Genomic DNA, 21,688 nt, shown 5'->3' with positions numbered 1-21,688 from the left:
AGGATGGCTAATTAATCAGGCGAGGATTTCTTCCCCGTCGGCGTTAACATCTTGTTGTAAAGCGTTAGCATACTACAACTGTACGAGTATATACGAACAATCGTTAATGGCTATCAGTGTCATAGCGTTAGGCTTAGAGATGCGCCGTTGCAACGATGAGAACGTCTGAGCTATCATTCGCGGCTTAAAAGCCTGTTGGAAGGCCATTAAACCGTTCGCGGCTTAAAAGCCTGTTGGAAGGCCATTAAACCGTTTTAATGAGTATTGAACAGGAAAGATATGATTGCCAATCACCCAGAACGTGAGCAGATCCGCCTGGAAAATGTCCTGATGGCCATGGGAAACCCGCTGCGCCTGGCGGTGGTACAAAAGCTGGCCGGGGGTGGCGAACACCCCTGCGGCACACTTTTGCAGGGACTGTCGAAATCGACCCTGACCCATCACTGGCGAGTGTTGCGTGATAGCGGTGTGATTTGGCAACGGCCCGACGGGCGCGCCAACTTGTTGTCTCTGCGCCGCGAGGATTTAGACGCGCGCTTCCCGGGGCTGCTCGACTCTCTGCTGCACGCGGCTGAAAACGACACCATTACGCTAGAATCAACCTCCCGTCACCTGCGTGGCGAGAATGACGACGAAGAATAAAACTTAACTCGACTCTTCAAGCTGATTTTTCACCAGTTCACAAAAAGTGTTAACCATCGCCGAAGCCTGTGTTTCCTTGCGCTGAGTAAGATCTTTACGCGGCGTTGGCTCTTTTCTTTGTGCCAGATAAAGTGGCGCGTGTAATTCGGCATCCGCCGCCAGCGGCAGGTAAACCACGCCGTCACCGCCCAGCCTGACCATACAGGCAGGAACGATGGAAACACCTAATCCCGCGCCTACCAAGCTTAAACACGAGGTCAGACGCGGCGCTTCCTGTACAATACGCGGGCTAAATCCCGCCCGATAGCAGGCCGCAAGAATAGCGTCGTACAGCCCCTGCCCGGCTGGACGTCGATAAAGTATAAATCCTTCATTTAGCAACGTTTTCAAGGCTACGGCATTGCTGGCCCCCTGCGCCAACGGATGTCCCACCGGCAAGGCAACCATCATCGGCTCTTGCAATATTCGCTCGATTTTGAGTTCAGGCATGCCCAGCACCGGAGTGCGCACAAAAGCCACGTCCAGCGTGCGGTTCACCAATCCCTGTAATAACTCGGTACTGCCAGACTCTTCCAACTGGGTAGTAACCATTGGGTAAACTTCACGATAGCGGCGCAGCACGTTGGGTACAAAAGCGTGCAGCGCCGCAGAACTGGTAAAACCGATGCGAATATTCCCCTGTTTACCTTCGGTCGCCCGTTGCATGGTGGCCAACAGTGTTTCTGACCGCTCGAGCAAGGCTTTTGCCTCCTGATACAGCACTTTACCCACCTCTGTTGGCTCAACGCCGCGCGGATAACGCTGCAGTAGCTTGACATTAAACTCCTCTTCAAGGGCCTGCAAAAGACGGGTCAACGGCGGTTGCTGGATAAACAATCGCTGCGCTGCACGGGTAATGTTGCCTTCTTCGACCACGGTTACAAATGCCCTTAGTCGGCGTAATTCAATCTCTGCCATACCTTTTAGGTATCCTTTATGTTCTTCAAATGCATTAGACATCGCAGCACAGCAACTGGCATCATACTTAAAAACCATACCTCAATTAACTTTTATTATCACTGAGCGCTTCATGTCAGCACCTATAAATAGCAATGCCAGCAGTGAGCAGATTATCGAGCATCACCCTGTAAAACCGGGATGTCGTGAACTTTTTATGGGCTTTTTTATTTTAGGATTGACCGGTTTCGGCGGCGTTCTGCCAATGGCACGGCGGATGATAGTCGAAAAGAAAAATTGGCTGAACGGTGATGAGTTTACCGAGCTGCTGGGCCTGTGCCAGTTTCTGCCGGGCGGCAATATCATTAATTTGTCAGTAGCACTCGGCAATGAGTTTCAGGGACTGCGCGGGGCTTTGGCCGCTATTTTCGGTCTAATTCTCGCGCCTACGGCGATTGTGGTCTGCCTGGGGGTAGTCTATGCCCGCTACCAAAACGATCCGATTGTCGAACACCTGTTTGCCGGTCTGGCAGCTGGCGCGGCGGGCCTGCTTTTATCGACCGGCATTAAAATGCTGCTGCCATTGAAAGGCAAATGGTTACAGTTGACGATAGTCATTGTTGGGATTATCGCTATCGCAGGCCTCAGGCTACCCATGCTGCTGGTGATGCTGGTACTGGCACCTGTCAGCATCTTTCTGTTCTGGAGAAGCCAGCAATGATCGGCGTTTTGATCACCTTGGGGCTGCTGTTTACCCAGCTTTCAGTGATGGCCTTTGGCGGTGGCAATACCATCCTGCCCGAGATGCAGCGTGAAGTCGTGCAGAACCATCATTGGATGAGCGCCCAGGAATTCAGTGCTCTGTTTGCTTTAGCCCAGGCGGCACCAGGCCCAAACATGATGATCGTGCCTTTAGTTGGCTGGCAAGTCGCCGGCTGGGCCGGTTTACTGGTGTCATCGCTGGCAAAATTCGGGCCGTCGTCAATTATCACCTTAATCGTGATGGGCGGCTGGAAACGTTACAAAGACAAACCGTGGCGTCGCATTGTACAAAGCGGGCTGGTACCAGTGACTGTCGGCCTGGTAGTGTCCAGCGGACTGCTGATCGCCGAGGCTTCGGCCACCAGCGTGGCGCTGGGCGGCGTGATAGTGCTCTGCACGCTGCTGGCAATGAATAAAAAGATTCACCCACTGTGGGTGTTGGCCGTTGGCGCCGTGCTGGGCCTGATCTTTGCCTGATAATATTTAATTTTTCCCAATGGCGGTTTAACACGGCATCTAAAAGCCGGATGTTAAATCTCGATAAAACCGCCATCACCGCGTTGCGACAATCGACAGGTAGCCTCAAGGAAGAAGCTCTTGTCGGTTGACCCCATTGCTAGATTCTTTGCCCTCTCTACAGGCGCTTTGCCCGTTAACTGCGATTTTGAGCAGTGGAGGGGTCATATCCGATAACAAACTCGCGCCAGAAGAAAACTGTGCTGCCGACAGCAACTCGCTAAGTCCAATGGGCACGCTCACCCAGCACTATGGAATTCGTAAGGTCTCAGCCACGGGCGCGCTTTTGGCACTGCTTGGCACTCGGGTGTTTATTTTGCTCGCAGCAATACAGTTGTTAACATTCTTGGCATCACCGCGCCTGCCTGCTCGGCTCGACCAGCAAAAACGCTTCCGACAGAACGGAGGCGTTTGTAGACAAAACTCGACAGTCAGCGAACAATCTAAAACTCTGTAACACTTTAAATCTCAAATAATTATGCCGCTTTTATCGCACGAATCTTCTTACCCTCCTCCGCCTCTGTAGAAACAGTTTCGGATGTTTCTGCATTTTCAATAACTGGTTCAAACTGCTGCTCTTTTGCCTCTAATTCAGGCAGCCTGCTGGTACGCAGAATATGCTGGACAGCTTCTTTTTGCTCGGCAAGGAACAAGCCGGTATTTTCAGCCTGAGCATCATCAAGTTCAAGCCCGCTCTGTAACAGCCAGTCAGTGAAAACCTCAGCCATATCAAGCATTTTGTCATAGGCATCGGCTTCTTTCTTGCTGGCAAATGTCATTTTCTCTTCACCTTTTCTGACTACCACAAATTTTGTTTCAACAGCCATGATTAACCTCCTATACTGTAATTATATACAGTATAGCAGTAACATTCGCTGGATGCAGCTTCATTTTCACTTTATTGTCATAAATGTTGTGCTTTATAAGCTATGTGGAAATTTAGTATTTTAATTGTCTACACTTAGTCAAACGTTGATGGATGTTGGTTATCAGGAATAGTTGCACGGAGGAACCATGTTGGGTTATGTCGCCTATTTAGTGCAAAGCAGAGGAGTGCCCTTATGATAATAACCGCTTTGGTGGCTGCGATTATATGCAGCGTTCTCGTTTTCATGCAGTTTGCGTCTCTCGCCGTCTCTTTATGGCGGATCACCCGTAAAATGAATCAGGATGCCCTGCCGGAAACGCTGCCTTTTATTGCAGTCATGAGACCTCTTTGCGGCAAAGATACCTACGAAGAGGAAACCTTGCGGTCTAGTTTCCTGCTCGATTACCCAGATTATGAAATACTGTTTTGTGTCGCCTCGCAATCTGACCCGGTTGTCGGGTTGGTAGAACAGCTGATGGCTGAGTATCCCCGGCAGCGAGCGAGACTATTGATCGGTGACGATAAAATTTCCGCCAATCCTAAGTTAAATAATCTAAACAAGGCTTGGTTCCAAACCTCCGCAAAATGGGCAGTGATGGCTGATAGCAATCTGCTGTTGCCTGCCAATTACCTGCAAATGCTGCTTTCCTCTTATGACGAAGAGGCCGGAATGGTCAGTTCTCCGGCTATCGGCGTGCGTCCCAAGAATATCTGGGGGGCACTCGAAGCCGCCACGCTTAACACCTATCAAGCCCGCTGGCAGTTCCTTTCTGACTGGGCCGGTGCTGGATTTGCCCAGGGTAAAACCATGTTTTGGCGCTGCGATGTGCTCAATAACGGCGGTGGCATGCCTGCGCTAGGGCGTGAGATCGCAGAGGATTTGGCAGCAACCAAGGTGGTTCGCCGCGCAGGTTTGAAAGTACGATTGGCTCCTCAGCCGTTTGCACATCCGATTGGCAAGCGGAGTTTGTCCGCAGTTTGGGGACGACAGCTGCGCTGGGCACGTATCAGGCGTTCGGGCGTCTTCTGGCTGTTTCTGCCTGAAATCACGCAAGGGCTGTTGCCGGCACTGATTGCGGCTATTTATTTGTCGGCCAGCGGTAACGTTTCCTGGTACTTCCCCCCTGCCCTGACCGTACTTTGGTATGCTGCCGAATGGATTTTCGCTCGCACTTTAGGCTGGCCACATAAGTGGCGCGACGTGCTCGCCATGGTAATTCGCGATATCATGCTGCCGGCGTTATGGATTTGGTGCTGGGCCGGACGCAGTTTTGTCTGGCGTGGAACGATGCTGAAAAACGAGACATCTGCCACAGTCAACGAGCAACACGGGAAGTAATAAGGATAAATTTCGGCATGTTCGATCTGCAGTCGATTGAAGAGTTAGTAAGAGAATATGGTTTACTGTTACTTGCCCCCTTGGCAGTTATCGAGGGGCCAATTGTTACTGTGATTGCTGCCTATGCTGCCAGGTTGGGCTACTTTAGCTTACCGGCGGTGTGTATCATCGTTATTCTTGCCGACCTGATCGGCGATGCCGGATATTATTGTCTGGGTCGCTGGGCGATACAGTCCAACGGTGAACCGCCTAAATGGTTGAGTTTCCTGGGTCTGAACAAGGCGAGACTGGCCACCGTGGTGGCCAGCTTTGATAAGCACGGCGGCCGTTTGTTGGTAATAGGAAAACTCACCCATTCAGCGGGCGCTGTAGTGCTCGTGGCCTCTGGAATGGCGCGTATGCGCTTTAGTCATTTTATTTTCTATAATGCCGTGGCGCAGGTGCCTAAAAGCCTGTTTTTTGTCGCCATTGGTTGGTCATTTGGACACGTGATTGGGCAGGTCGATCACTGGATTGCCTATCTTTCAGTGGGTATGTTGCTGCTGTTGATCGCAGGAGGCGTCGTATGGATAAAAACGCAGAAAGGATAAGCGTGAGCTGCATTATTCCGGCTCACAATGAGGCTCGGCGCATCGGTAAAGTTTTGGACGCCGTCGTTGGGCATCCACTGATTGGCGAAATTATTGTCGTTGATGATTGCTCTTCTGACGATACCGCCGCACAGGCACAGCGTGATGGCGTCAAGCTTATCCCTTTGCCACAGAACCTCGGCAAAAGTGGTGCGGTTGCAAGCGGTATTGCGGCCGCCTCGGGCAGCCATTTGCTGCTGCTGGATGCTGACTTGGTAGGATTGACGGCCAACGATATCAACGCCTTGCTGCAGTCAGTTCTTTCACAGCAGGTGGATGTCAGCCTGAGCCTGCGGCGTAACAGCCCGCGGCTTTGGCACCTGATTGGTCTGGACTATATTTCCGGCGAACGCGTGTTTCCTCGTAGTCTGGTGGCTTCACGACTGGCCGAGATTCGCGCGTTGGCAAACTTTGGTCTGGAGGTTTGGCTCAACCGACTGTGGATTGCAGAAAATTACCGCATCGCAGTGGTCCATTGGCCCGACGTTATTAGCCCGTATAAAGCACAAAAAATGGGCTGGCTGCGCGGCATTAAAGCTGACTGCGCCATGACGCGGGATATTTTGCGCACCATCAGTCCAAGGCAGATACTGCAACAAATTATGGCGATGAAACGCCAATCCCCGCCTCTGCCCCAGCCAAACGATGCCTCTGCATCATAATAACCAGGATCGGTCTCTTGACTGAGCCGATCCGTTTCTTGATTTTCAGTTCTGCATTTCAATATCCGAGCCGATAAAAGCTTTAAGCTCTGCCGATGATGCCTGCTCGAAGAAGGTCTCGGCTCGTCCCTGTTCGCCAATTTTCCCATTGTGCATAAAGATAATCCTGTCTGCAATCTGGCGAGCAAATGCCATTTCATGAGTCACCAGCACCATAGTCATCCCACCTTTTGCCAGCATGGCCATTACAGCAAGCACCTCGGCAGTAAGCTCGGGGTCCAGCGCCGAGGTCACCTCATCAAACAGCATGACCTTGGGTTTCATTGCCAGCGACCGCGCGATTGCAACCCGCTGCTGCTGGCCGCCAGATAGCTGACTGGCATAACTTTCGGCCTTGTCCGCCAGCCCAACCATCTGCAGCATCTCCTGCGCCGTGGCTCTGGCCTCGCTACGGCTGACTTTTTTCACCCGCATGGGTGCCAGCATGATATTTTCCTCCACCGTTAGGTGCGGGAAAAGGTTATAGCTTTGAAACACCATGCCAACATCCTGTCGCATGGCGCGCAGCCGAAGTTTATCTTCTCCCAGCTCGTGACCCGCTACCGCAATATAGCCGCTGTCGGCCTTCTCAAGACCGTTCAGACAGCGCAGTAAAGTGCTCTTGCCCGAACCGCTGCGACCAATTAGCGCCACCACTTCGCCCTGCTCAACCTTTAACGACACGCCCTTTAGCACGGCGAGACTGCCAAAACTTTTATGAATATCTTGCACCGAAATCATTTCCATTACTTACCTCAACGGATTGCTGTTCAACAGGCTAATTAAAAGGTCGGCAATGATGGCAACGGCGTTTTCATCCATTTTTCATAGATGCGCGCCAAATCACCGGCCTGATCGTGAACAAAAATCACGGTATTAATCCAGTGCAGCAGATCCGGTTGCCCGTAGCGCAGTCCTACGCCGTAAAAACTTTTCAGGTACGTCAGCTTGTTTTCGAAATGCTTATCGGGATAGCGCAGATTCAGTTCCGCAGCCAAATAGTTAACCGTGCCAATTGCGTCAACCTGTCCGGTTGCCAGCGCATTCAGAGTGGTGCTGTCATCTTCAAAACGAATCAGTTGCATGCCGGGAATATGCGCGGCGGCAAGCACCTTTTCATGCGCGGTTCCACGCGTTACGCCAACTTTCAGCCCTTTGAGATCGTCGAGAGTATGAATAATATGCGTTGGACCGGCTACGATGACAGACTGATGTCCGCCGTAAGGATTCGAAAAGGCAATCGTGCGCGCCCTTTCGGTATAAATTCCAAAACTGGCGACAATAAAGTCGACTTTATCGGTCAAGAGTGAAGGAATACGGTTCTGCCCGGTAATCGGCACCAGCACCAGCTTTACGCCAAGATCTTTTGCCAGCAGGTTGGCCATATCAACATCTAATCCGGCAGGCTGCATTTTCTCATCCAGCGAGCCAAAAGGCGCAGTACTGAGATCGACACCGATACGCACTTCGCCACGGGAAATAATATCATCCGGGGTTTCGGCTCTGGCGGTATTAATCAGACCTATGCAGACAATAAACAGCGTGGCGCAAAGTAAATACAAACGACGAGTCATGGCTGAATGTCCCATTAATTAAAAGAGTAAAAATGAAATTGAATTACATCGCTTGGCGCAGAGAAAGCTCTAGACGTCGGCTTAACCAGGAAAGCAGGCTGCAAATAATAAAATACAAAACCGCGACTACACCGAAGACCTCAAGCGGCGCAAAGGTAATATTGGTAACCAGCTGCCCAGCTCGGGTGATTTCAACAAAACCAATCACCGATGCCAGCGAGCTTTCTTTCACTAGCTGTACCAAAAATCCCACCGTGGATGGCAATGCCAGACGTATCGCCTGTGGCGCAATGATATAACGCAGAGTTTGCCACGGACGCAGGGCCAAAGACTCACCGCTTTCCCACTGGGTCCTGGGAATCGACCGCAGTGCGCTCTCCCAAATCACGCCGAGAAATGCGCTGGCGTTAATCGTTAATGCCGTTGCGGCGGCCTGTAACGGAGAAAGCTGGATGCCAATCAGACTGATGCCGTAATAGCAAAGCAGCATCAACAGCAACAGCGGAATACCCTGGAAAAATTGGGTATAAATAATGATAACTCCGTTGATCAGCCTATTATCTGCAAAACGCAAAACGGCAATTAACGCCCCTACCAATCCACCACCGATAAAGCCAATTGCTGAAAGAGCCAGAGTCCAGCGCAGCGCTTCGACGACATAAAGCAATTCAGGAAGTCCAAAACTACGCATTATTACCGCTCCTGACATCTAATTTAGTAATCACTATCGGCTTGGCAACGCGTTGAAATAATCTCTTCTGGCCAGTTTTTTTAAATAACGCCTGCCACAGTATTGTTAGAGCAGCGCGAAAAATGTAATTTAGCAGCACATAAATAATCGCCAGCGATAAATAAAGTTCCAGCGCGCGGAAAGTATCAGAACTAATTTGCATCGCCGCGCCGGTTAATTCCGGGACGCCAATGGTAGAAACAATACTGGTTGATAACATTAATAATACGGACTGACTTACGATCGGTGAGAAAACCTTTTCTATTGCCGGAGGTAATACAACAAAACGTAATGCCTGCCCGCGCGTTAGCCCTAATGATTCGGCAGCCTCGTATTGTCCTTTATCTGTTGATAAAATACCGCCGCGTACAATTTCCATAATGTAGGCTGTGTTATTCAAAATAAGCGCCAGCGACGCCGCTATCAGAGGCGACAACCGAATCCCCAGCGCCGGTAAGCCGAAAAACAGCACCAGGAGCTGAATGAGCATTGGCGTATTGCGGAAAAACTCAACGTACACACGGCAAACAATGCGGTAAGTTTTAATGGAAGAAACTGAAGCCACAGCGCCTAAGACTCCTAGGGCAAAGCCTAAAAATATTCCCAACACCGCCAGCCAGAGTGTTATCCACAAACCGTCAAGCAGCGTCGGCAGGTATTGCAGCAAAACGCCAAACTGAAGGTGATAGGTCATATTTCCCCCTGCAAATTAGCCACCAGAGCTGCTCTCGGAAACTGAAAGCAGCCACTAAAATTTCCCGTCAGGAGTTAACGGTTTTGCGCATCCGCAGGCTTGGCCCAGCAAACGCCACCGTGTCCTCTTTACATAATCCCAGTGCCGCCGCGACGTGCCAGTAAGCATGGTCTGCCTGCTGGATAATCCAGCACTCGGTACTTAGGCCAATAAATTTGCCCTCTAATGCGTGGCCAATTGAAATATGTGCGATCTCTTCCGGCATACCGACACTCAACAATACATGAACGCCGTAGGTAGAATGGCGGTAAGACGGCTCCCCGTAGCGATCGCCCTGCTCACGCCAGCGCTGCTGATTCACCGGGTCAAACTCCCAGGTTTTGCCAATGTCGTGGATCAGGCCACCGGCAATCAAAATGTCGTGATCGATTCGCACTTGTGGAAAAGTAGTTTCAAACTCTTCAGCAAATTTCAGTGCCAGTCGCGTTACGCCACGCAAATGTGCATCCTGCATTCGGGTGTGCATGGTAAATACGTTTGGACTGCCTTCCCCTGGGATATCAATAACCCGATTGAAGCTCGAACGGCTTAACGCCCACTCCCACGCATCAATTGTTTTTTCCCTTAATTCATCAGACTTAATCCACGCTATTTCCGGCAGATCTTCTAAAATATGTTCCCGTGAAATTAATTTACTCATTACCACCTCATATTATTTTCTTATGGAAAGAAAGGTTTTGCTTATAGATAAGCCGAATGCTTTTGGCGATGAGTCATAATTAACGAGTAAAGGATTACAGGTCCAGACGGAATATTAATAGCACTCATTTAATTTTTTAATCACATTGAACCAAGAGGATTAATCCCGCAAACTAAAGAGTAATAATGAGTACTTACGTTTATCTTTCCCCGATAGGGATCAGGCGATGATTTCGAATTTTTCCGCGATTGAATCTTTCTTTTGGGCAGCGCAACTCTCCAGCTTTCGCGCTGCTGCGGAGCTGCTTAATGTCAGCCAGCCGACCATCTCCTATCGCATCAAGGAGTTGGAAGCTTCACTGGGGATTTCACTGTTTGATCGCCAAGGGCGCGGCGTTGAACTGACCAGCGACGGGCACGCGCTTTGTGCATACGTTGAGCGCATGATGTCGATAGCCAGCGATATCGAGGCCAATGTGTCGGTACGCCGCCATCAGACTCAACCTATCCGGCTGGGCATCATCGACAGTTTTGCCATTATTTGCTTGCCCACCTTATTGAAACGTATCGATAAACTGCATCCCAACCTGCGTGTATCAATCACTACCGATAACAGCCACGCGCTGGCGGCCAAACTGTCAAATGGCAGCATTGATTTAGCAATTCTATCGACCCCTCCGCAACTGCCCGGTGTCGAACTGACTTCTTTGGGCAAGCAAAGTATCAGCTGGGTTGCCAGCCCGGCACTGGGATTAGGCCAGCAGCGGCTTTCGGCAGAGCGGTTTAGCCAACTGCGTATTTTCTCGACTCCGGCACCGTCGAATCTGCACTATCTGATCCTCGGCAGTTTAGGCAAAGACCCAGCATTGAACCTTCACGTCAATGAATGCAGCAGTCTGGCATTGATTCTGACTCTGGTAAAAGAAGGGCTGGGGATTAGCCTTTTGCCTGAGCGCATTGCTCAGCAAGAATTGGCGGGCGGATTGCTTGAAATGTTGTCTTCCGACTCTTTTTCGCTACCGCCGCAGGACGTCTTTATTGCCCACAACAAGGGCATTATTAATCGTTCGGTCAAACTGATGGCCGCGCTTATCCACGACGTAGCTTTAGAAAGCGATTATGTTTATCAGGCTTAGGCGGCTAATGCCCGTCGCACCACTTTTCCCGAACGGGTTCTCGGCAAGGAGTCGAGAATTATCACTCGCCGCGGTCTGGCGCTGCGTCCCAGTGCAGCAACAATCTGATTGCAGAGCTGCCGTTTCAGATGTTTGTCGGCATTTTTATCGCCACGAGTAGCAATCACCACATAAAGCAGCGGCAACTGGCCCAAAAGTGGATGTGCTACCGGCACCACGGCGGTTTCTAAAACCCGGCTATCAAGCAGCACAATATTTTCAATTTCGCAGGTCGAAAGCCGCTGACCTCCGACGTTAATCACGTCATCGGCGCGCCCCAACACGCTTACCCGCCCTTGTAAATCAGTAACGCCCCAGTCCAGAGTCAGGTAGCGCCATTGCCCCTGTTGGTGCTGCCAATAGAGCTGGTCATGCCCGGCATCATTTTGCCAAAGGCTCTGCATTCCACCCGGCGCAAGACTGTCTTGCACGACAATCACGCCCGGTTCTCCGAGTGCGCAAACCTCGCCGCTATGTCTTTGCACAACCAACACCTGCCGCCCCAGCACACTTCGCAACAGATTGTGGCTACCGGCTAAAATCGGCCAGCCGGTTTCTGTTTGCCAGTAATGTTCAGCGACAGGAATGCGCAACGTTTCACTCAGCCAATCGGCAGTCAGTGGATCATTAGCCTCCCCCGCCAGATAGATGCCGCGCAGACTTGCGCTATCCGCGCTAATGCCCTGTTTGCCAAACTGGCGCAACAGCCGCATGGCGCCAGGGGAAGTCAGCATGCGAGTCACGCCATAGCGCGCCACCAGCTGCCACCAATAATCGCTGCCGCCGTGCAACGGCCCTCCCTCAACAATTAACGTCGTCATCCCTGCCAGCAGCGGGGCATACACGCCATAGCTGTGGCCGACCACCCAGCCGACGTCGGCAGTCGTAAAGATGATTTCATCGCTGCCGGTGATGCCATAAATGTCACGTAGGGTAGTCAGCAGCGCGACTGCATAACCGCCGGTATCACGCAGAATACCTTTCGGCTCTCCGCTGGTACCCGAGGTATAAAGCAAGTGCGAGGTCGCGGCAGCTGAGATCCACACGCAAACTGAAAGCTTGCCGAGCAACCGTTTACGAGCGGCAGCATAGTCAGTTTCATCCGCCAGCGGCGGATGGTATCCAACGTCAATATCACGATCGACCATCAATATCGGGGTTATAGGTTGCTGATTCAGCCCCAATGCCGCCCGCAATACGGGTCGATAAGAAACGAATTTTCCGTGTTCTAAACCGGCTGACGCGCTGATGACGAGTTTCGGGGAACTGCCGCGGAGCCGCTCTGCCAGAGCCGGTGCGGGTAAACCGGCGAACACCACCACATGGATAGCACCGATTCGCGCGCAGGCCAGCATGGCAATATGCGCTTCTGCGATCATCGGCAGATAAATCAACACCCGATCGCCGGTTGTCACGCCGAGCTGGCGCAACGTTTCGCTCATGGCCGAGATTTCGACATGCAGTTCAGCATAGCTTAGCCGCCGCTCCTGACCTCGAGCATCAAGTTGAATGATTGCTGTATGAGCACCACGTTGAGCCAAATGGCGATCCACCGCGTTATGGCACAGATTGGTCGTTCCGTCTTCAAACCAACGCTGACGGGGCGAGTCTTGCACCTGAGACACTGTTGACTGCGGCAACTGTTGCCAATCAATTAGGCTCGCCTGCTGTCGCCAAAACTCGTTGTCAGCCAACTGGTTATGATCTTTGGCTGATGAAAATTGCACCTTGTGGCTGGCCTGTGCCACAGTTTGCCGGTCAGCGAAACGCATTTTCCATCCCTCCCATCGCTGCGACTTGCCCGAAAAATCCGGCTGCCAACATTTGTTCGCCGAGATAAATCGCGTCTTGCCCGACGCCTTCAAAACGCCCGGAACCCCAGGTCCATAGCCACGGTAAGCCGAGGAAATACAGCCCGGCAATGTCACAAACACCGCGTCGATGAATCGGATAGCCGCGATGATTAAAAGCTGGCACATCAATCCAGCTAAAATCGGTATGAAAACCCACGGCCCAGACAATGGCAGAAATCTTTGACAGATCCAGTCGATTGTCACTTTCCGACGGCTGCCAGACCGGCACGTATCGCGCCTCAATCGGAGCAGAAATACCCTGCTCGGCAATCCAGGCATCAATACTGTCTTTAATTTTTTCCGAGGTCGCGTCGGCGGCATCCAGATATTTCGTCAACCTGTCATCCATCACCAGCCAGCCGTCGCCGTTTTCCTCTGCCTGATAAGACTGCATGCGTCCGTGCAGCTGCATACCCTGCCGCGCAAAGGCGCGCAGATCGATATCTCTGCCTCCATCGCGACCGGTAACATAGTGGTTGGTCTTTTGACGCGCATCTTCTCCCAGAGGATGGTTATCGACATTCAGCTGGTAATGCCCCATATCATCAAGCCAGGCCACTACGTCGCGACCGCGATAAAAACGCGCCACCCGAGGCGCATTGCCGACACAAAGATGAACTTTACGTCCGGCCAGATGCAAGTCTTCGGCAATTTGCGCCCCTGACTGCGCCGATCCAACGACCAGCACCTCTCCCTCCTGCAAACTTTCGGCATTGCGATATTGCGCAGAATGCAGCTGGGTGATGCGCGCAGGCAGTTGGCTTGAAATCGCCGGGAATCGCTCACGATGATAGTTGCCGACCGCGACCACCACTTGTTCGGCAGTAAACTCCCCCTCGCTGGTGGTCACACAAAAACGCCCGTTCTGACTGGACGGATTACTGCGGCTAATGCCGGTGACATTAACGCCCTCGCGGATTGGCGGCGAAAAATGGGCCGCATAGCTCTCGAGATAATCGACTATCTGACTCTTGACCATAAAACCTTCTGGATCTTTACCGGCATAGTGGAACCCCGGCAATCGACACTGCCAGTTCGGCGTCACCAGGCAAAAAGAGTCCCAGCGTTGTTCACGCCACGCCCATCCCAGACGATGGCGTTCGAGGATCAGATGCTCGACGCCCTGCTGTTTCAGCACATAACTCATCGACAAACCCGCCTGGCCACCACCGATGATCAGTGTGTGAACGTGCTGAGATTGCTTCGCGGCGGTGGGGATTTGATTATCTTTCATGGCAATTATTCCTGAATATTTAGCACAGTGCTTTTAACCGTAAAAACTGCAATCACACCAACGACTACGGTAACGGGCCAACCGGCGCGATGGCCGTGACGCTGACCTTTGCGTCCTGACGACCTTGATACAGCGCCGACTTTTCATTGATGCGCGTCAACTGGTCCATGGCGCTGGAGCAGGCAAAACCATATTTCTGCTCGACTCGCTGACTGGCTTCGTTTAATGCCGAGGAACAGCGACGGGTGAATTCCGTCAGACTGTAGATTTCTCCGGCGGTCAGATATTCGCCAATCACCGTCGAGGGTGAATAGCACGCTTCAGTGCTACCGTCCGGCCAGCACACGTGAAAATGCATCGCAGGCATGATTTGTCTCTCCTGTTCAGATGAAAATCGTTAAGACGTTGAAGGTGCGAAGCCGGTTAATGCCGACTCGGCGAGATCCCAGAAACATTCACACTGATTATTTGTCATCACATCGAGCCGCAAACTGTCGGTCACTTCGCCGATAACTGCCGCCGCAATGCCGCACTGGTTGAACTGCTCGATAAGATCCGCCGTTTTCGTCGCTTGCGTGGTCAGCAGATACCCGAAGCTTGGAAAGGCGCAAAGCCAATCCTGCCAACTCTCATCTGGAGGTTTAGGGATTGATTCAAGGGTAATTTTCGCGCCGACCTGCGAACTTTCCAGCAGCATGGTCAGCGTCCCCAGCAGTCCAGCCTGGCTGATATCCTTGGCCGCTACGGCCAGCCCGCGCTCGGCGATTTGCGGCAACAGGTCAATACAGCGGCGCAGCATTGCAGGATCGGCGGTGGTCGCTGCGTTCCAGTTAAGATTTGGCGCGCGCCAGCTTCCGCGCAGGTCAATAGCCGCGACGACTGCCTGTCCGGGACGGGCAGCAAATCCGCTGAGCAAGGCTTTGGCCTGACCTAAAATCGCTACCGAAAGCTGAGTTTGCTGGCTGCGCAGATTGGTGTGACCGCCAACAATCGGCACGCCGAACGCGGCTGAGGCGGCGGCCATTCCTGCCAATACCTGCGCGGCTTTATCTTCTCCCGCGCTCCACAGCGCGTTGACTACCGCCTGCGGCCGACCGCCCATCGCCGCAATATCGCTGACATTGACCATTACGCCGCACCAGCCAGCAAACCACGGGTCCTCCTCGACAAAACGATTGATAAAACCTTCTATCGCCAACAGGCTGTAGCCTTCGCCATTTGGCAGCACTGCACAATCGTCACCGTTTGGATAGTAATCAAACGGACTGGCGGCCTTGAGCTGCTGCGGCACGAGTTGAATGTCACGTTTATGAGCAATACCGCTGTAGTGGCGAATCCGGGTCAGTAACTCACACAGGGTGGCAGGAGATTCAAGCGTAAGCATCGGCGGGTTCCTTCTCGAGTTTCAAAGCACTAAGCCAGGCAGGAGCCAACTCTTGCGGGCTGCGCGATAAACGTCCGCGCACGACGAAGCCACTGTTCGGATCGTGGCAAGCGGGGTAGTGTTTCAATTCGGCGCGCATAAATACGTGAGCGCGCTCGCGCAGCACCTCACGTTGCAGAGTTTGCCAGTGCAAACGCTGAAACAGTCCTTCATTTTGCTGCTGAACGTGGGCATAAAAACGCTGACACCCCAAAGCGCAGGCGCTGGACACCGCCAAACGGATCAGGGTCGCGCCCAGTTGACCCTGACGGCGAAAATCAGGGTCTACCGCCAGCCGCGAGCCACACCATTCACCCGGTTGGTCCTGATGAATGCGCACCGTGCCAACGACTTGCTCGTGCCAGCCGCCATAGCTGCCAATCACTACCAGCAACTGAGCGTGCTCGTCGATGGCGTCAAGATCATCGCCCACAAACAGTCCCTGTTCCTGGCAAAAAACCTTTTGGCGCAGCGCGTAGGCCTGCTCGCGCTCCCACGGCAACGTGACCCATTTCACCGTGTAATCGGAATACTGAGGTTGGCTTATCATCGTATTCTCCCGCCTATTCGCTCTCGTAGGTGGCCAATGAGGAGCAGGCACCACAGCGCCCGCATCCGGCCTTGATATCCGTTGAACGCAGAGTATTTTCCCGCAGCATGCCCGCCAGCGGTCGCAAAATACCTTCCATAAAGTTGGCATCGGGCGCGGGATGATCTTCCAGCGGCGTGCCGCGAATCGGGACAAACGGCACCACAAAAGGGTAAACGCCGATCGCCACCAGACGCTGGCAAATATCCAAAATCGCCTGTTGCGTATCGCCCAGTCCGGCCAGAATGTAGGTGCTGACCTGGCCTTTGCCAAAGACCTTCACCGCCTCGACAAACGCGGTCATATATTGCTCCACGCTAACCTGCGCCTTGCCCGGCATGATGACCTCGCGCACGCTTTCGGTGACGACTTCAAGATGCATTCCAAGTGCATCGATTCCGGCGTCTTTCATTCGCTGATACCAGAGCGGATCGGCGGGAGGTTCGCACTGGCCCTGAATCGGAATATCCACCGCGGCTTTAATAGCCAGCGCGCTTTCGCACAGCACTTTCGCTCCGCGATCGCTGCCAGAGGGCGTGCCGGTGGTCATCACCATATGTTTCACACCGTCCAGCTCTACCGCCGCTTTGGCAACTTCGGCCAGTTGTTGCGGCGTTTTGTGTGCCACGGTTCGCCCGGCGGCCAGCGACTGGCCAATCGAACAGAACTTGCAGGCCTTGCGTCGATTTTCGTAGCGAATACAGGTTTGCAGCACTGTCGTCGCCAGCACATCGGTGCTGTGCAGCGTCGCAATGTGGGAATAAGGCACGCCGTCGGCGGTTTGCAGGTCATAAAATTGCGGCTTGCTGGCAAAGGTGATATCACGCAGCGGAATGCTGTCGCGCATCAGGCGCGCTACACCGTCGGAGGTGTGTTGCACGCTAAACGGCGAGAATTGCGCCGAATTGCTGTACACCGGCACCATCACCGTGCTGCCCTCGATGATCATCGCCTGATGGTCAGAAGGACCGGCACCGCCCTTGCGCGATACGTGCTCAGTTTGAGGATTGAGCACGCGGATTCCCTGGCTTTGCAGCTCAGTGATCAGACGCTGTTTCGATAGAGTCTGGATAGTCATATTCACCCCCTGAATGCTTATTGCCTGCGATAGTGAAATCCGTCTGCGCGCCGTCTTTGAAACTATGGCTATAGCCCGCAGGCTGCTTGTTGATCAACAAACTCAGCAGTTCCGGCCGCGCGTAATGGCCGACCGAGTCCATCATCCGCTTGCGTTTGGTGATCAGATTCATATCCATATCGGCGATCAAAATCCCTTCGCCCTCAGTGAGCGGTGGCACCAGATGACGCCCTTCCGGCGAGACGATAGCGGTGTTGCAACCTCCGCGCAGGCCCTTTTGCAAGGCAGGATCGGGGGTCAGCCGTTCAATCTGGTCGTCGGTCAACCAACCGGTAGAGTTGATGACAAAGCAGCCCGATTCCAACGCGTGATGGCGAATGGTGACGTCCATTTGCTCGGCGAAAATCGGCCCCACCAGCGATCCGGGAAACTGGCTACAGTGGATCTCTTCGTGCTGGGTCATCAGCGCATAGCGAGCCAGCGGGTTGTAATGCTCCCAGCACGCCAGTGCGCCGACTCGCCCGACTCGAGTCTCCACCACCTGTAAACCGCTGGCGTCGCCTTGCCCCCAAATCATCCGTTCATGGTAAGTCGGCGTAATCTTGCGACGTTTGAGCACCAGTTCCCCAGAGGCGTCAAACACCAGCTGGGTGTTGTAGAGCGTGCCGTAATCGCGTTCGTTAACGCCGAGCACAACAACGATGTCACGCAATCTGGCGCGCTCGGCTACTGCATGAGTAATCGGTCCCGGAACCTGTACCGCCTGCTCGTATAAGCGCAAATGCGCAGCGCCTGCGGTTATCGCCGGAGTGATAAACGAAAAGTACGGGTAATAAGGCACAAAAGTTTCCGGGAAAACGATAATCTCGGCGCCTTTACTTGCCGCTTCGTCAATGGCGTCCAGAACCTTGGCCAGCGTTTTGCTGGCCTCGTCGAGATCTGGCGCGATTTGCACGGCTGCGGCACGAACAGTACGTGGTGAGGCCATTTCGCACCCTCCCTTACATGGTCCAGGTGTCGATAATCACCGCATTTTCACGGGTGTGGATAAGCTTGAGATCCAGTACGTCCAGAGGATTAATGGCGCGGATCCCCTCTATGAGTGAGGGCTCGCCGTGGCCGTACAGCGCCTGTAAGGCAAAGCGACAGGCATAGACTTTGCCGCCTTCGGCCATAAATTTCGCAAGCTGTTTGTTGTAGTTTTGATGCCCCGGAAAAGCCTCGTCGCCAAGCGTGGGGAAACCGCGTTGCACCCCCAGCGTAACGCCAGGTCCGTAAAGCAGAATCGACGTTTCGAATCCTTTTCTCTGCAATCGTGTGGCCTGCAACATATTGACGAAACCAATCGATCCTTCGAACGCCACAGTATGGAAAGTGACCAGCGCTTTTTGACCCGGCTCCGCTTTCACATCCTCAAAAACTTTCTCTTCGTAATCGACCAGGAAATCACCGGTTTTGTGGGCAGGCAGTGTGACTTTAGGCATGGTTGGCTCCAGTTTTCTTAAGTTGTCTTGGTCAGGGTGAGAATCCGCTGACGCCAGTGATGCACCAGGCAGCGTGCATCGGCAGCGGGTGCATAAAGTAAATTGCAAAGCCTGTGCCACTCAAAAAAACGCAGATGCAATCATTGCTAAATCAAGCGCTGCTTTTCTGCTCAAAAAAATTATCTTTTTGCTGTCGAGAGAGGAAATGTCCGCGAAAAGTTAGGGACGCAAGAGCTAAAACGCACCAAGTCGATGCTTATTTGTACTAAAAAAGCACACAGCAAAAATCAATATGCAATCATTGATGCAATCAACTTAGCTCGCGATTGCATTTTTCAATCAGCAGTAGTTATAGTGTATTTTTGATGCAATTCGGGAGGGGCGGCACGGGCCGTTAACTGCTTATGGTTCAACGTATTTACGAGCGCTGGTTGCAGTCCCTGCGTCAACATCCGCAGCGACCGGCCTATTTAATGATTGCCGATTTGATAGGCGACGGCATCAATACTGGCGAATTTCAGGCTCGTGACCGTCTGCCACCGCTGCGAGATTTAGCCGTCGCGCTGGAACTGAATTACACCACCGTTACACGAGGCTACGCGGAGGCCAAGAAGCGCGGCCTGATTGACTCGCGGCCCGGCATGGGCAGCTTTATTCGCGGTAAAGTTCCCGCAATCCCTTTAAATGGCGGCAGCAGTTACGAAATGACCATGAATTCGCCTATCGAGCCGGAAATGCCCGATATCGCGGAGATGCTCCGTCAGGGAGCAATAAGCCTTTTCACTCAAAACGATCCGTTCCCGCTTCTGCGCTATCAGGATTTTGGCGGCGGCACAGCCGATAAGGACGCGGCAATGCAGTGGCTTGGCAAACGACTGCCGCCGATGAATTCCGATGAAGTGTTGGTGTGTCCGGGCATCCATAGCGCACTGGTAGGATTACTGACTTTATTAGGCCGCAAAGGTGGCAGCATTTGTGTGGGCAATCTGGTTTATCCCGGGCTTAAGGCGATTGCCACTCAACTGGGTGTGCCGCTACACGCGCTCGATTGTGACAATGATGGTCCGACGCCGCGCTCATTTGAAAACCAATGCCAGGCGGGCAACGTCAGCGCGCTGTATCTTAACCCAACCATTCATAATCCAACGACTCTGACTATGCCGCTGCGCCGCCGTGAGTCACTGGCCGATGTTGCCTTGCGTTACAGCATTCCAATTATCGAAGATGATGCTTATGCCGCCCTGCCGCAGCTCACTGCCTCTCAACACCCGATACCCACTTTCGCCGAACTGATCCCCGAGCTGACCTGGTATCTCACCGGGCTGTCGAAATGTTTTGGTGCCGGCCTGCGTATCGCCTACATCAAAGGACCGGGTAAACGTTCGGTTCAGCTATTGGCCGGTGCGCTGCGGGCATTGACGGTGATGTCCAGTCCGATTACCAACGCGCTGGCGACACAATGGATAAGCGACGGCACCGCCGATAAGGTACTACAGTTGATTCGCAGCGAGGCACAGGTCCGCCAACGTCTGGCCGCCCAACATTTGCATAAATTCAGCTATCGAGCCGATGCCGACGGTTTTCATCTTTGGCTGATCCTGCCCAGACAGTACGGCTGGAACCCGTCTGACGTGGCAGTGAAATTGCGCGAACAGGGTGTTAGCGCGGTATCCAGCGCCGCCTTTAGCACCGACAACAATCCGCCCGATGCTCTGCGATTATGTTTAGGCGGCAGCAACAGCCGCATTCTCTGCGAGGAGAACCTGATCGTGGTAGCCGATATGCTGGAATATCCGGCGCATTTTTCCAGCGTAGCGTTATAGATTGAAAACAATTCAACGGCTTCAATATATTGATTTAAAGGGTGACTTTTAGAAAAAAATAAATTTTATGCTAATTGCGTTTCACCCTGCCTCTGCGCCAGCTCAAAACACTGCACCACGGCGTGCTGTCGAATCAGCTCGGCCAACTCAGGGGAATGGCTGGTTATCCACAGCTGGCTGTAGCGGCTAGTTTCCGCCAGCAGCATCGCCAGCGCCGGGATCAAGTCCGGGTGCAGGCTGTTTTCAGGTTCATTGAATGCCATAAAAGAAGGCGGCCGAGGGCTAAGTATCGCAACGGCCAGACAGACAAATCGCAGCGTGCCGTCTGAAAGCTCGCTAGCCTCCAGCGGGCGGTAAATGCCTTCGCGCTGCATCATCATCTGAAAACGCCCCAACGAAGCATCGACCAGGCGGCTCGAAGGGCGACGCTGGTGCCCTGTCATCCACAGCGATTCGGCTTTCACCCAAGGATCAAGAGTGAAAATACTACTTCCTGGTCCAGGAGAATTTTCAAATCCCACCTGCAATTCATAATCAAAATCTTCCAGCGTAGCAGACAAATTCATCCGACTCTCACCGCTACGTTTTTTCCCGGCCCACAGCGTTTTCTGAATCCCGCCCTCTTCGGCAAGCACCGCTGCAAGCTGACCCTGTGACGCCTCATGCAATAACTTTACGGCTTTATAAAGATTGGATTTCCCGCAGCCGTTAGGCCCGCAAATGACGTTTAACTGCCCCAGTTCCAGCTCGATGTTGCGGATCGAGCGATACCCATTTATTCGCAGCTGTCTGACAAACATAGTGATCCCTATGAATATAATGTTAACCCAAAGATGTAAATAATAATGATAGTCTTTATCATTTGGTTTATCATGCTCACGCTTTTACGTAGCAATACTGACATGGCCGCAAGATCCTGTGCATTGATTGCAACGCAAA

The 21,688-nt window shown here is 52.8% G+C and carries 25 protein-coding genes; 9 read left to right on the top strand and 16 right to left on the bottom strand.

All coding sequences use genetic code 11. The features are described from left to right. The first annotated feature begins 279 nt into the window (after nucleotides 1–279). Nucleotides 280–642 carry a helix-turn-helix transcriptional regulator gene (locus AB3G37_RS09825; protein WP_009634986.1) on the top strand — a complete coding sequence of 121 codons (363 nt, stop codon included), beginning with the start codon at nucleotides 280–282 and terminating at the stop codon, nucleotides 640–642. Between the two features lie 3 nt (nucleotides 643–645). Here AB3G37_RS09825 and AB3G37_RS09820 read toward each other — a convergent pair whose 3' ends face one another. Then, entirely contained in the window at nucleotides 646–1,599 is a 954-nt protein-coding gene (locus AB3G37_RS09820; RefSeq protein WP_369790525.1) for a LysR family transcriptional regulator, read from the bottom strand. Between the two features lie 112 nt (nucleotides 1,600–1,711). Here AB3G37_RS09820 and AB3G37_RS09815 point away from each other — a divergent pair, with 112 nt between their 5' ends. From AB3G37_RS09815 to AB3G37_RS09805, 3 genes are all read left to right on the top strand, one after another. Further along, nucleotides 1,712–2,299, top strand: a complete 588-nt coding sequence (locus AB3G37_RS09815; RefSeq protein ID WP_369790524.1) for a chromate transporter — start codon at nucleotides 1,712–1,714, stop codon at nucleotides 2,297–2,299. Continuing rightward, on the top strand, nucleotides 2,296–2,817 hold the full coding sequence (locus tag AB3G37_RS09810) for a chromate transporter (protein ID WP_369790523.1): 522 nt from the start codon (nucleotides 2,296–2,298) through the stop codon (nucleotides 2,815–2,817). Before AB3G37_RS09815 ends, AB3G37_RS09810 begins: the two co-directional genes overlap by 4 nt. 127 nt (nucleotides 2,818–2,944) lie before the next feature. After that, nucleotides 2,945–3,313, top strand: a complete 369-nt coding sequence (locus AB3G37_RS09805; protein WP_369790522.1) for a hypothetical protein — start codon at nucleotides 2,945–2,947, stop codon at nucleotides 3,311–3,313. A 19-nt stretch (nucleotides 3,314–3,332) separates the two neighbouring features. On the opposite strand, the gene AB3G37_RS09800 is transcribed toward AB3G37_RS09805, so the two are convergent. Next, nucleotides 3,333–3,683: a YebG family protein gene (locus AB3G37_RS09800; protein ID WP_369790521.1), complete on the bottom strand. Its 351-nt coding sequence runs from the start codon at nucleotides 3,681–3,683 to the stop codon at nucleotides 3,333–3,335. A 234-nt stretch (nucleotides 3,684–3,917) separates the two neighbouring features. Here AB3G37_RS09800 and AB3G37_RS09795 point away from each other — a divergent pair, with 234 nt between their 5' ends. Genes AB3G37_RS09795 through AB3G37_RS09785 form a run of 3 tightly spaced genes read left to right on the top strand, consistent with a single transcriptional unit; the run spans nucleotide 3,918 to nucleotide 6,354 of the window. Continuing rightward, complete coding sequence (locus AB3G37_RS09795) at nucleotides 3,918–5,063, top strand: ceramide glucosyltransferase (protein ID WP_009634991.1); 1,146 nt, start codon at nucleotides 3,918–3,920, stop codon at nucleotides 5,061–5,063. Nucleotides 5,064–5,080: 17 nt separating this feature from the next. Continuing rightward, on the top strand, nucleotides 5,081–5,653 hold the full coding sequence (locus tag AB3G37_RS09790; RefSeq protein WP_369790520.1) for a DedA family protein: 573 nt from the start codon (nucleotides 5,081–5,083) through the stop codon (nucleotides 5,651–5,653). Continuing rightward, nucleotides 5,629–6,354 (top strand): glycosyltransferase family 2 protein, encoded by a 726-nt coding sequence (locus AB3G37_RS09785; RefSeq protein ID WP_369790519.1) that lies wholly within the window; start codon nucleotides 5,629–5,631, stop codon nucleotides 6,352–6,354. The genes AB3G37_RS09790 and AB3G37_RS09785 overlap by 25 nt, the downstream gene beginning before the upstream one ends. A gap of 45 nt (nucleotides 6,355–6,399) precedes the next feature. Here AB3G37_RS09785 and AB3G37_RS09780 read toward each other — a convergent pair whose 3' ends face one another. The 5 genes from AB3G37_RS09780 to AB3G37_RS09760 form a co-directional block, all read right to left on the bottom strand. Next, nucleotides 6,400–7,140 carry an amino acid ABC transporter ATP-binding protein gene (locus AB3G37_RS09780; protein ID WP_369790518.1) on the bottom strand — a complete coding sequence of 247 codons (741 nt, stop codon included), beginning with the start codon at nucleotides 7,138–7,140 and terminating at the stop codon, nucleotides 6,400–6,402. A 35-nt stretch (nucleotides 7,141–7,175) separates the two neighbouring features. Continuing rightward, nucleotides 7,176–7,967: a transporter substrate-binding domain-containing protein gene (locus tag AB3G37_RS09775; protein WP_369790517.1), complete on the bottom strand. Its 792-nt coding sequence runs from the start codon at nucleotides 7,965–7,967 to the stop codon at nucleotides 7,176–7,178. Nucleotides 7,968–8,010: 43 nt separating this feature from the next. Then, nucleotides 8,011–8,658 (bottom strand): amino acid ABC transporter permease, encoded by a 648-nt coding sequence (locus AB3G37_RS09770; protein ID WP_369790516.1) that lies wholly within the window; start codon nucleotides 8,656–8,658, stop codon nucleotides 8,011–8,013. After that, nucleotides 8,651–9,364 (bottom strand): amino acid ABC transporter permease, encoded by a 714-nt coding sequence (locus AB3G37_RS09765; protein ID WP_369790515.1) that lies wholly within the window; start codon nucleotides 9,362–9,364, stop codon nucleotides 8,651–8,653. The genes AB3G37_RS09770 and AB3G37_RS09765 overlap by 8 nt, the downstream gene beginning before the upstream one ends. 94 nt (nucleotides 9,365–9,458) lie before the next feature. Beyond that, nucleotides 9,459–10,091, bottom strand: coding sequence for an HD domain-containing protein (locus AB3G37_RS09760; RefSeq protein ID WP_009634998.1), 633 nt, complete (start codon nucleotides 10,089–10,091; stop codon nucleotides 9,459–9,461). Between the two features lie 226 nt (nucleotides 10,092–10,317). On the opposite strand from AB3G37_RS09760, the gene AB3G37_RS09755 reads away from it, so the two are divergent. Continuing rightward, nucleotides 10,318–11,226, top strand: a complete 909-nt coding sequence (locus AB3G37_RS09755; RefSeq protein WP_369790514.1) for a LysR family transcriptional regulator — start codon at nucleotides 10,318–10,320, stop codon at nucleotides 11,224–11,226. Here the strand turns inward: AB3G37_RS09755 and AB3G37_RS09750 are convergent. From AB3G37_RS09750 to AB3G37_RS09715, 8 genes are all read right to left on the bottom strand, one after another. Continuing rightward, nucleotides 11,223–13,037: an AMP-binding protein gene (locus AB3G37_RS09750; RefSeq protein ID WP_369790513.1), complete on the bottom strand. Its 1,815-nt coding sequence runs from the start codon at nucleotides 13,035–13,037 to the stop codon at nucleotides 11,223–11,225. The genes AB3G37_RS09755 and AB3G37_RS09750 overlap by 4 nt on opposite strands. Continuing rightward, the gene (locus tag AB3G37_RS09745; protein WP_369790512.1) at nucleotides 13,024–14,352 is read right to left on the bottom strand and encodes an MSMEG_0569 family flavin-dependent oxidoreductase; all 1,329 of its coding nucleotides are present in this window, start codon (nucleotides 14,350–14,352) and stop codon (nucleotides 13,024–13,026) included. Before AB3G37_RS09745 ends, AB3G37_RS09750 begins: the two co-directional genes overlap by 14 nt. Before the next feature lie 64 nt (nucleotides 14,353–14,416). Continuing rightward, nucleotides 14,417–14,719, bottom strand: coding sequence for an MSMEG_0570 family nitrogen starvation response protein (locus AB3G37_RS09740; protein ID WP_369790511.1), 303 nt, complete (start codon nucleotides 14,717–14,719; stop codon nucleotides 14,417–14,419). Between the two features lie 30 nt (nucleotides 14,720–14,749). Continuing rightward, a complete protein-coding gene (locus AB3G37_RS09735) occupies nucleotides 14,750–15,736 on the bottom strand; it encodes a sll0787 family AIR synthase-like protein (RefSeq protein WP_369790510.1) in 987 nt (328 codons plus the stop codon). Continuing rightward, nucleotides 15,723–16,325 (bottom strand): MSMEG_0567/Sll0786 family nitrogen starvation N-acetyltransferase, encoded by a 603-nt coding sequence (locus AB3G37_RS09730; RefSeq protein ID WP_369790509.1) that lies wholly within the window; start codon nucleotides 16,323–16,325, stop codon nucleotides 15,723–15,725. The genes AB3G37_RS09735 and AB3G37_RS09730 overlap by 14 nt, the downstream gene beginning before the upstream one ends. 13 nt (nucleotides 16,326–16,338) lie before the next feature. Then, nucleotides 16,339–17,442 (bottom strand): MSMEG_0568 family radical SAM protein, encoded by a 1,104-nt coding sequence (locus AB3G37_RS09725; RefSeq protein ID WP_369790508.1) that lies wholly within the window; start codon nucleotides 17,440–17,442, stop codon nucleotides 16,339–16,341. Continuing rightward, entirely contained in the window at nucleotides 17,402–18,430 is a 1,029-nt protein-coding gene (locus AB3G37_RS09720) for a Nit6803 family nitrilase (RefSeq protein ID WP_369790507.1), read from the bottom strand. The genes AB3G37_RS09725 and AB3G37_RS09720 overlap by 41 nt, the downstream gene beginning before the upstream one ends. A 13-nt stretch (nucleotides 18,431–18,443) precedes the next feature. Next, a complete protein-coding gene (locus tag AB3G37_RS09715; protein WP_009635007.1) occupies nucleotides 18,444–18,926 on the bottom strand; it encodes an MSMEG_0572/Sll0783 family nitrogen starvation response protein in 483 nt (160 codons plus the stop codon). Nucleotides 18,927–19,330: 404 nt separating this feature from the next. Here AB3G37_RS09715 and AB3G37_RS09710 point away from each other — a divergent pair, with 404 nt between their 5' ends. Beyond that, nucleotides 19,331–20,749: a PLP-dependent aminotransferase family protein gene (locus AB3G37_RS09710; RefSeq protein ID WP_369790506.1), complete on the top strand. Its 1,419-nt coding sequence runs from the start codon at nucleotides 19,331–19,333 to the stop codon at nucleotides 20,747–20,749. 65 nt (nucleotides 20,750–20,814) lie between these two features. Here the strand turns inward: AB3G37_RS09710 and AB3G37_RS09705 are convergent, their stop codons facing one another. Beyond that, on the bottom strand, nucleotides 20,815–21,549 hold the full coding sequence (locus AB3G37_RS09705; RefSeq protein WP_369790505.1) for an AAA family ATPase: 735 nt from the start codon (nucleotides 21,547–21,549) through the stop codon (nucleotides 20,815–20,817). Nucleotides 21,550–21,688 lie beyond the last annotated feature (139 nt).

The organism is Rouxiella sp. WC2420 (assembly GCF_041200025.1).
Classification (GTDB): domain Bacteria; phylum Pseudomonadota; class Gammaproteobacteria; order Enterobacterales; family Enterobacteriaceae; genus Rouxiella.
The sequence above is the reverse complement of the archived record's forward strand: the minus strand, read 5'-3'. Positions and strand labels throughout refer to the sequence as shown.

Coding starts and splice junctions, on each gene's coding strand:
- AB3G37_RS09825 (WP_009634986.1), top strand. CDS start 280: ATGATTGCCAATCACCCAGAACGTGAGCAGATCCGCCTGGAAAATGTC.
- AB3G37_RS09820 (WP_369790525.1), bottom strand. CDS start 1,599: ATGGCAGAGATTGAATTACGCCGACTAAGGGCATTTGTAACCGTGGTC.
- AB3G37_RS09815 (WP_369790524.1), top strand. CDS start 1,712: ATGTCAGCACCTATAAATAGCAATGCCAGCAGTGAGCAGATTATCGAG.
- AB3G37_RS09810 (WP_369790523.1), top strand. CDS start 2,296: ATGATCGGCGTTTTGATCACCTTGGGGCTGCTGTTTACCCAGCTTTCA.
- AB3G37_RS09800 (WP_369790521.1), bottom strand. CDS start 3,683: ATGGCTGTTGAAACAAAATTTGTGGTAGTCAGAAAAGGTGAAGAGAAA.
- AB3G37_RS09795 (WP_009634991.1), top strand. CDS start 3,918: ATGATAATAACCGCTTTGGTGGCTGCGATTATATGCAGCGTTCTCGTT.
- AB3G37_RS09790 (WP_369790520.1), top strand. CDS start 5,081: ATGTTCGATCTGCAGTCGATTGAAGAGTTAGTAAGAGAATATGGTTTA.
- AB3G37_RS09785 (WP_369790519.1), top strand. CDS start 5,629: ATGGATAAAAACGCAGAAAGGATAAGCGTGAGCTGCATTATTCCGGCT.
- AB3G37_RS09780 (WP_369790518.1), bottom strand. CDS start 7,140: ATGGAAATGATTTCGGTGCAAGATATTCATAAAAGTTTTGGCAGTCTC.
- AB3G37_RS09775 (WP_369790517.1), bottom strand. CDS start 7,967: ATGACTCGTCGTTTGTATTTACTTTGCGCCACGCTGTTTATTGTCTGC.
- AB3G37_RS09770 (WP_369790516.1), bottom strand. CDS start 8,658: ATGCGTAGTTTTGGACTTCCTGAATTGCTTTATGTCGTCGAAGCGCTG.
- AB3G37_RS09760 (WP_009634998.1), bottom strand. CDS start 10,091: ATGAGTAAATTAATTTCACGGGAACATATTTTAGAAGATCTGCCGGAA.
- AB3G37_RS09755 (WP_369790514.1), top strand. CDS start 10,318: ATGATTTCGAATTTTTCCGCGATTGAATCTTTCTTTTGGGCAGCGCAA.
- AB3G37_RS09750 (WP_369790513.1), bottom strand. CDS start 13,037: ATGCGTTTCGCTGACCGGCAAACTGTGGCACAGGCCAGCCACAAGGTG.
- AB3G37_RS09745 (WP_369790512.1), bottom strand. CDS start 14,352: ATGAAAGATAATCAAATCCCCACCGCCGCGAAGCAATCTCAGCACGTT.
- AB3G37_RS09740 (WP_369790511.1), bottom strand. CDS start 14,719: ATGCCTGCGATGCATTTTCACGTGTGCTGGCCGGACGGTAGCACTGAA.
- AB3G37_RS09735 (WP_369790510.1), bottom strand. CDS start 15,736: ATGCTTACGCTTGAATCTCCTGCCACCCTGTGTGAGTTACTGACCCGG.
- AB3G37_RS09730 (WP_369790509.1), bottom strand. CDS start 16,325: ATGATAAGCCAACCTCAGTATTCCGATTACACGGTGAAATGGGTCACG.
- AB3G37_RS09725 (WP_369790508.1), bottom strand. CDS start 17,442: ATGACTATCCAGACTCTATCGAAACAGCGTCTGATCACTGAGCTGCAA.
- AB3G37_RS09720 (WP_369790507.1), bottom strand. CDS start 18,430: ATGGCCTCACCACGTACTGTTCGTGCCGCAGCCGTGCAAATCGCGCCA.
- AB3G37_RS09715 (WP_009635007.1), bottom strand. CDS start 18,926: ATGCCTAAAGTCACACTGCCTGCCCACAAAACCGGTGATTTCCTGGTC.
- AB3G37_RS09710 (WP_369790506.1), top strand. CDS start 19,331: ATGGTTCAACGTATTTACGAGCGCTGGTTGCAGTCCCTGCGTCAACAT.
- AB3G37_RS09705 (WP_369790505.1), bottom strand. CDS start 21,549: ATGTTTGTCAGACAGCTGCGAATAAATGGGTATCGCTCGATCCGCAAC.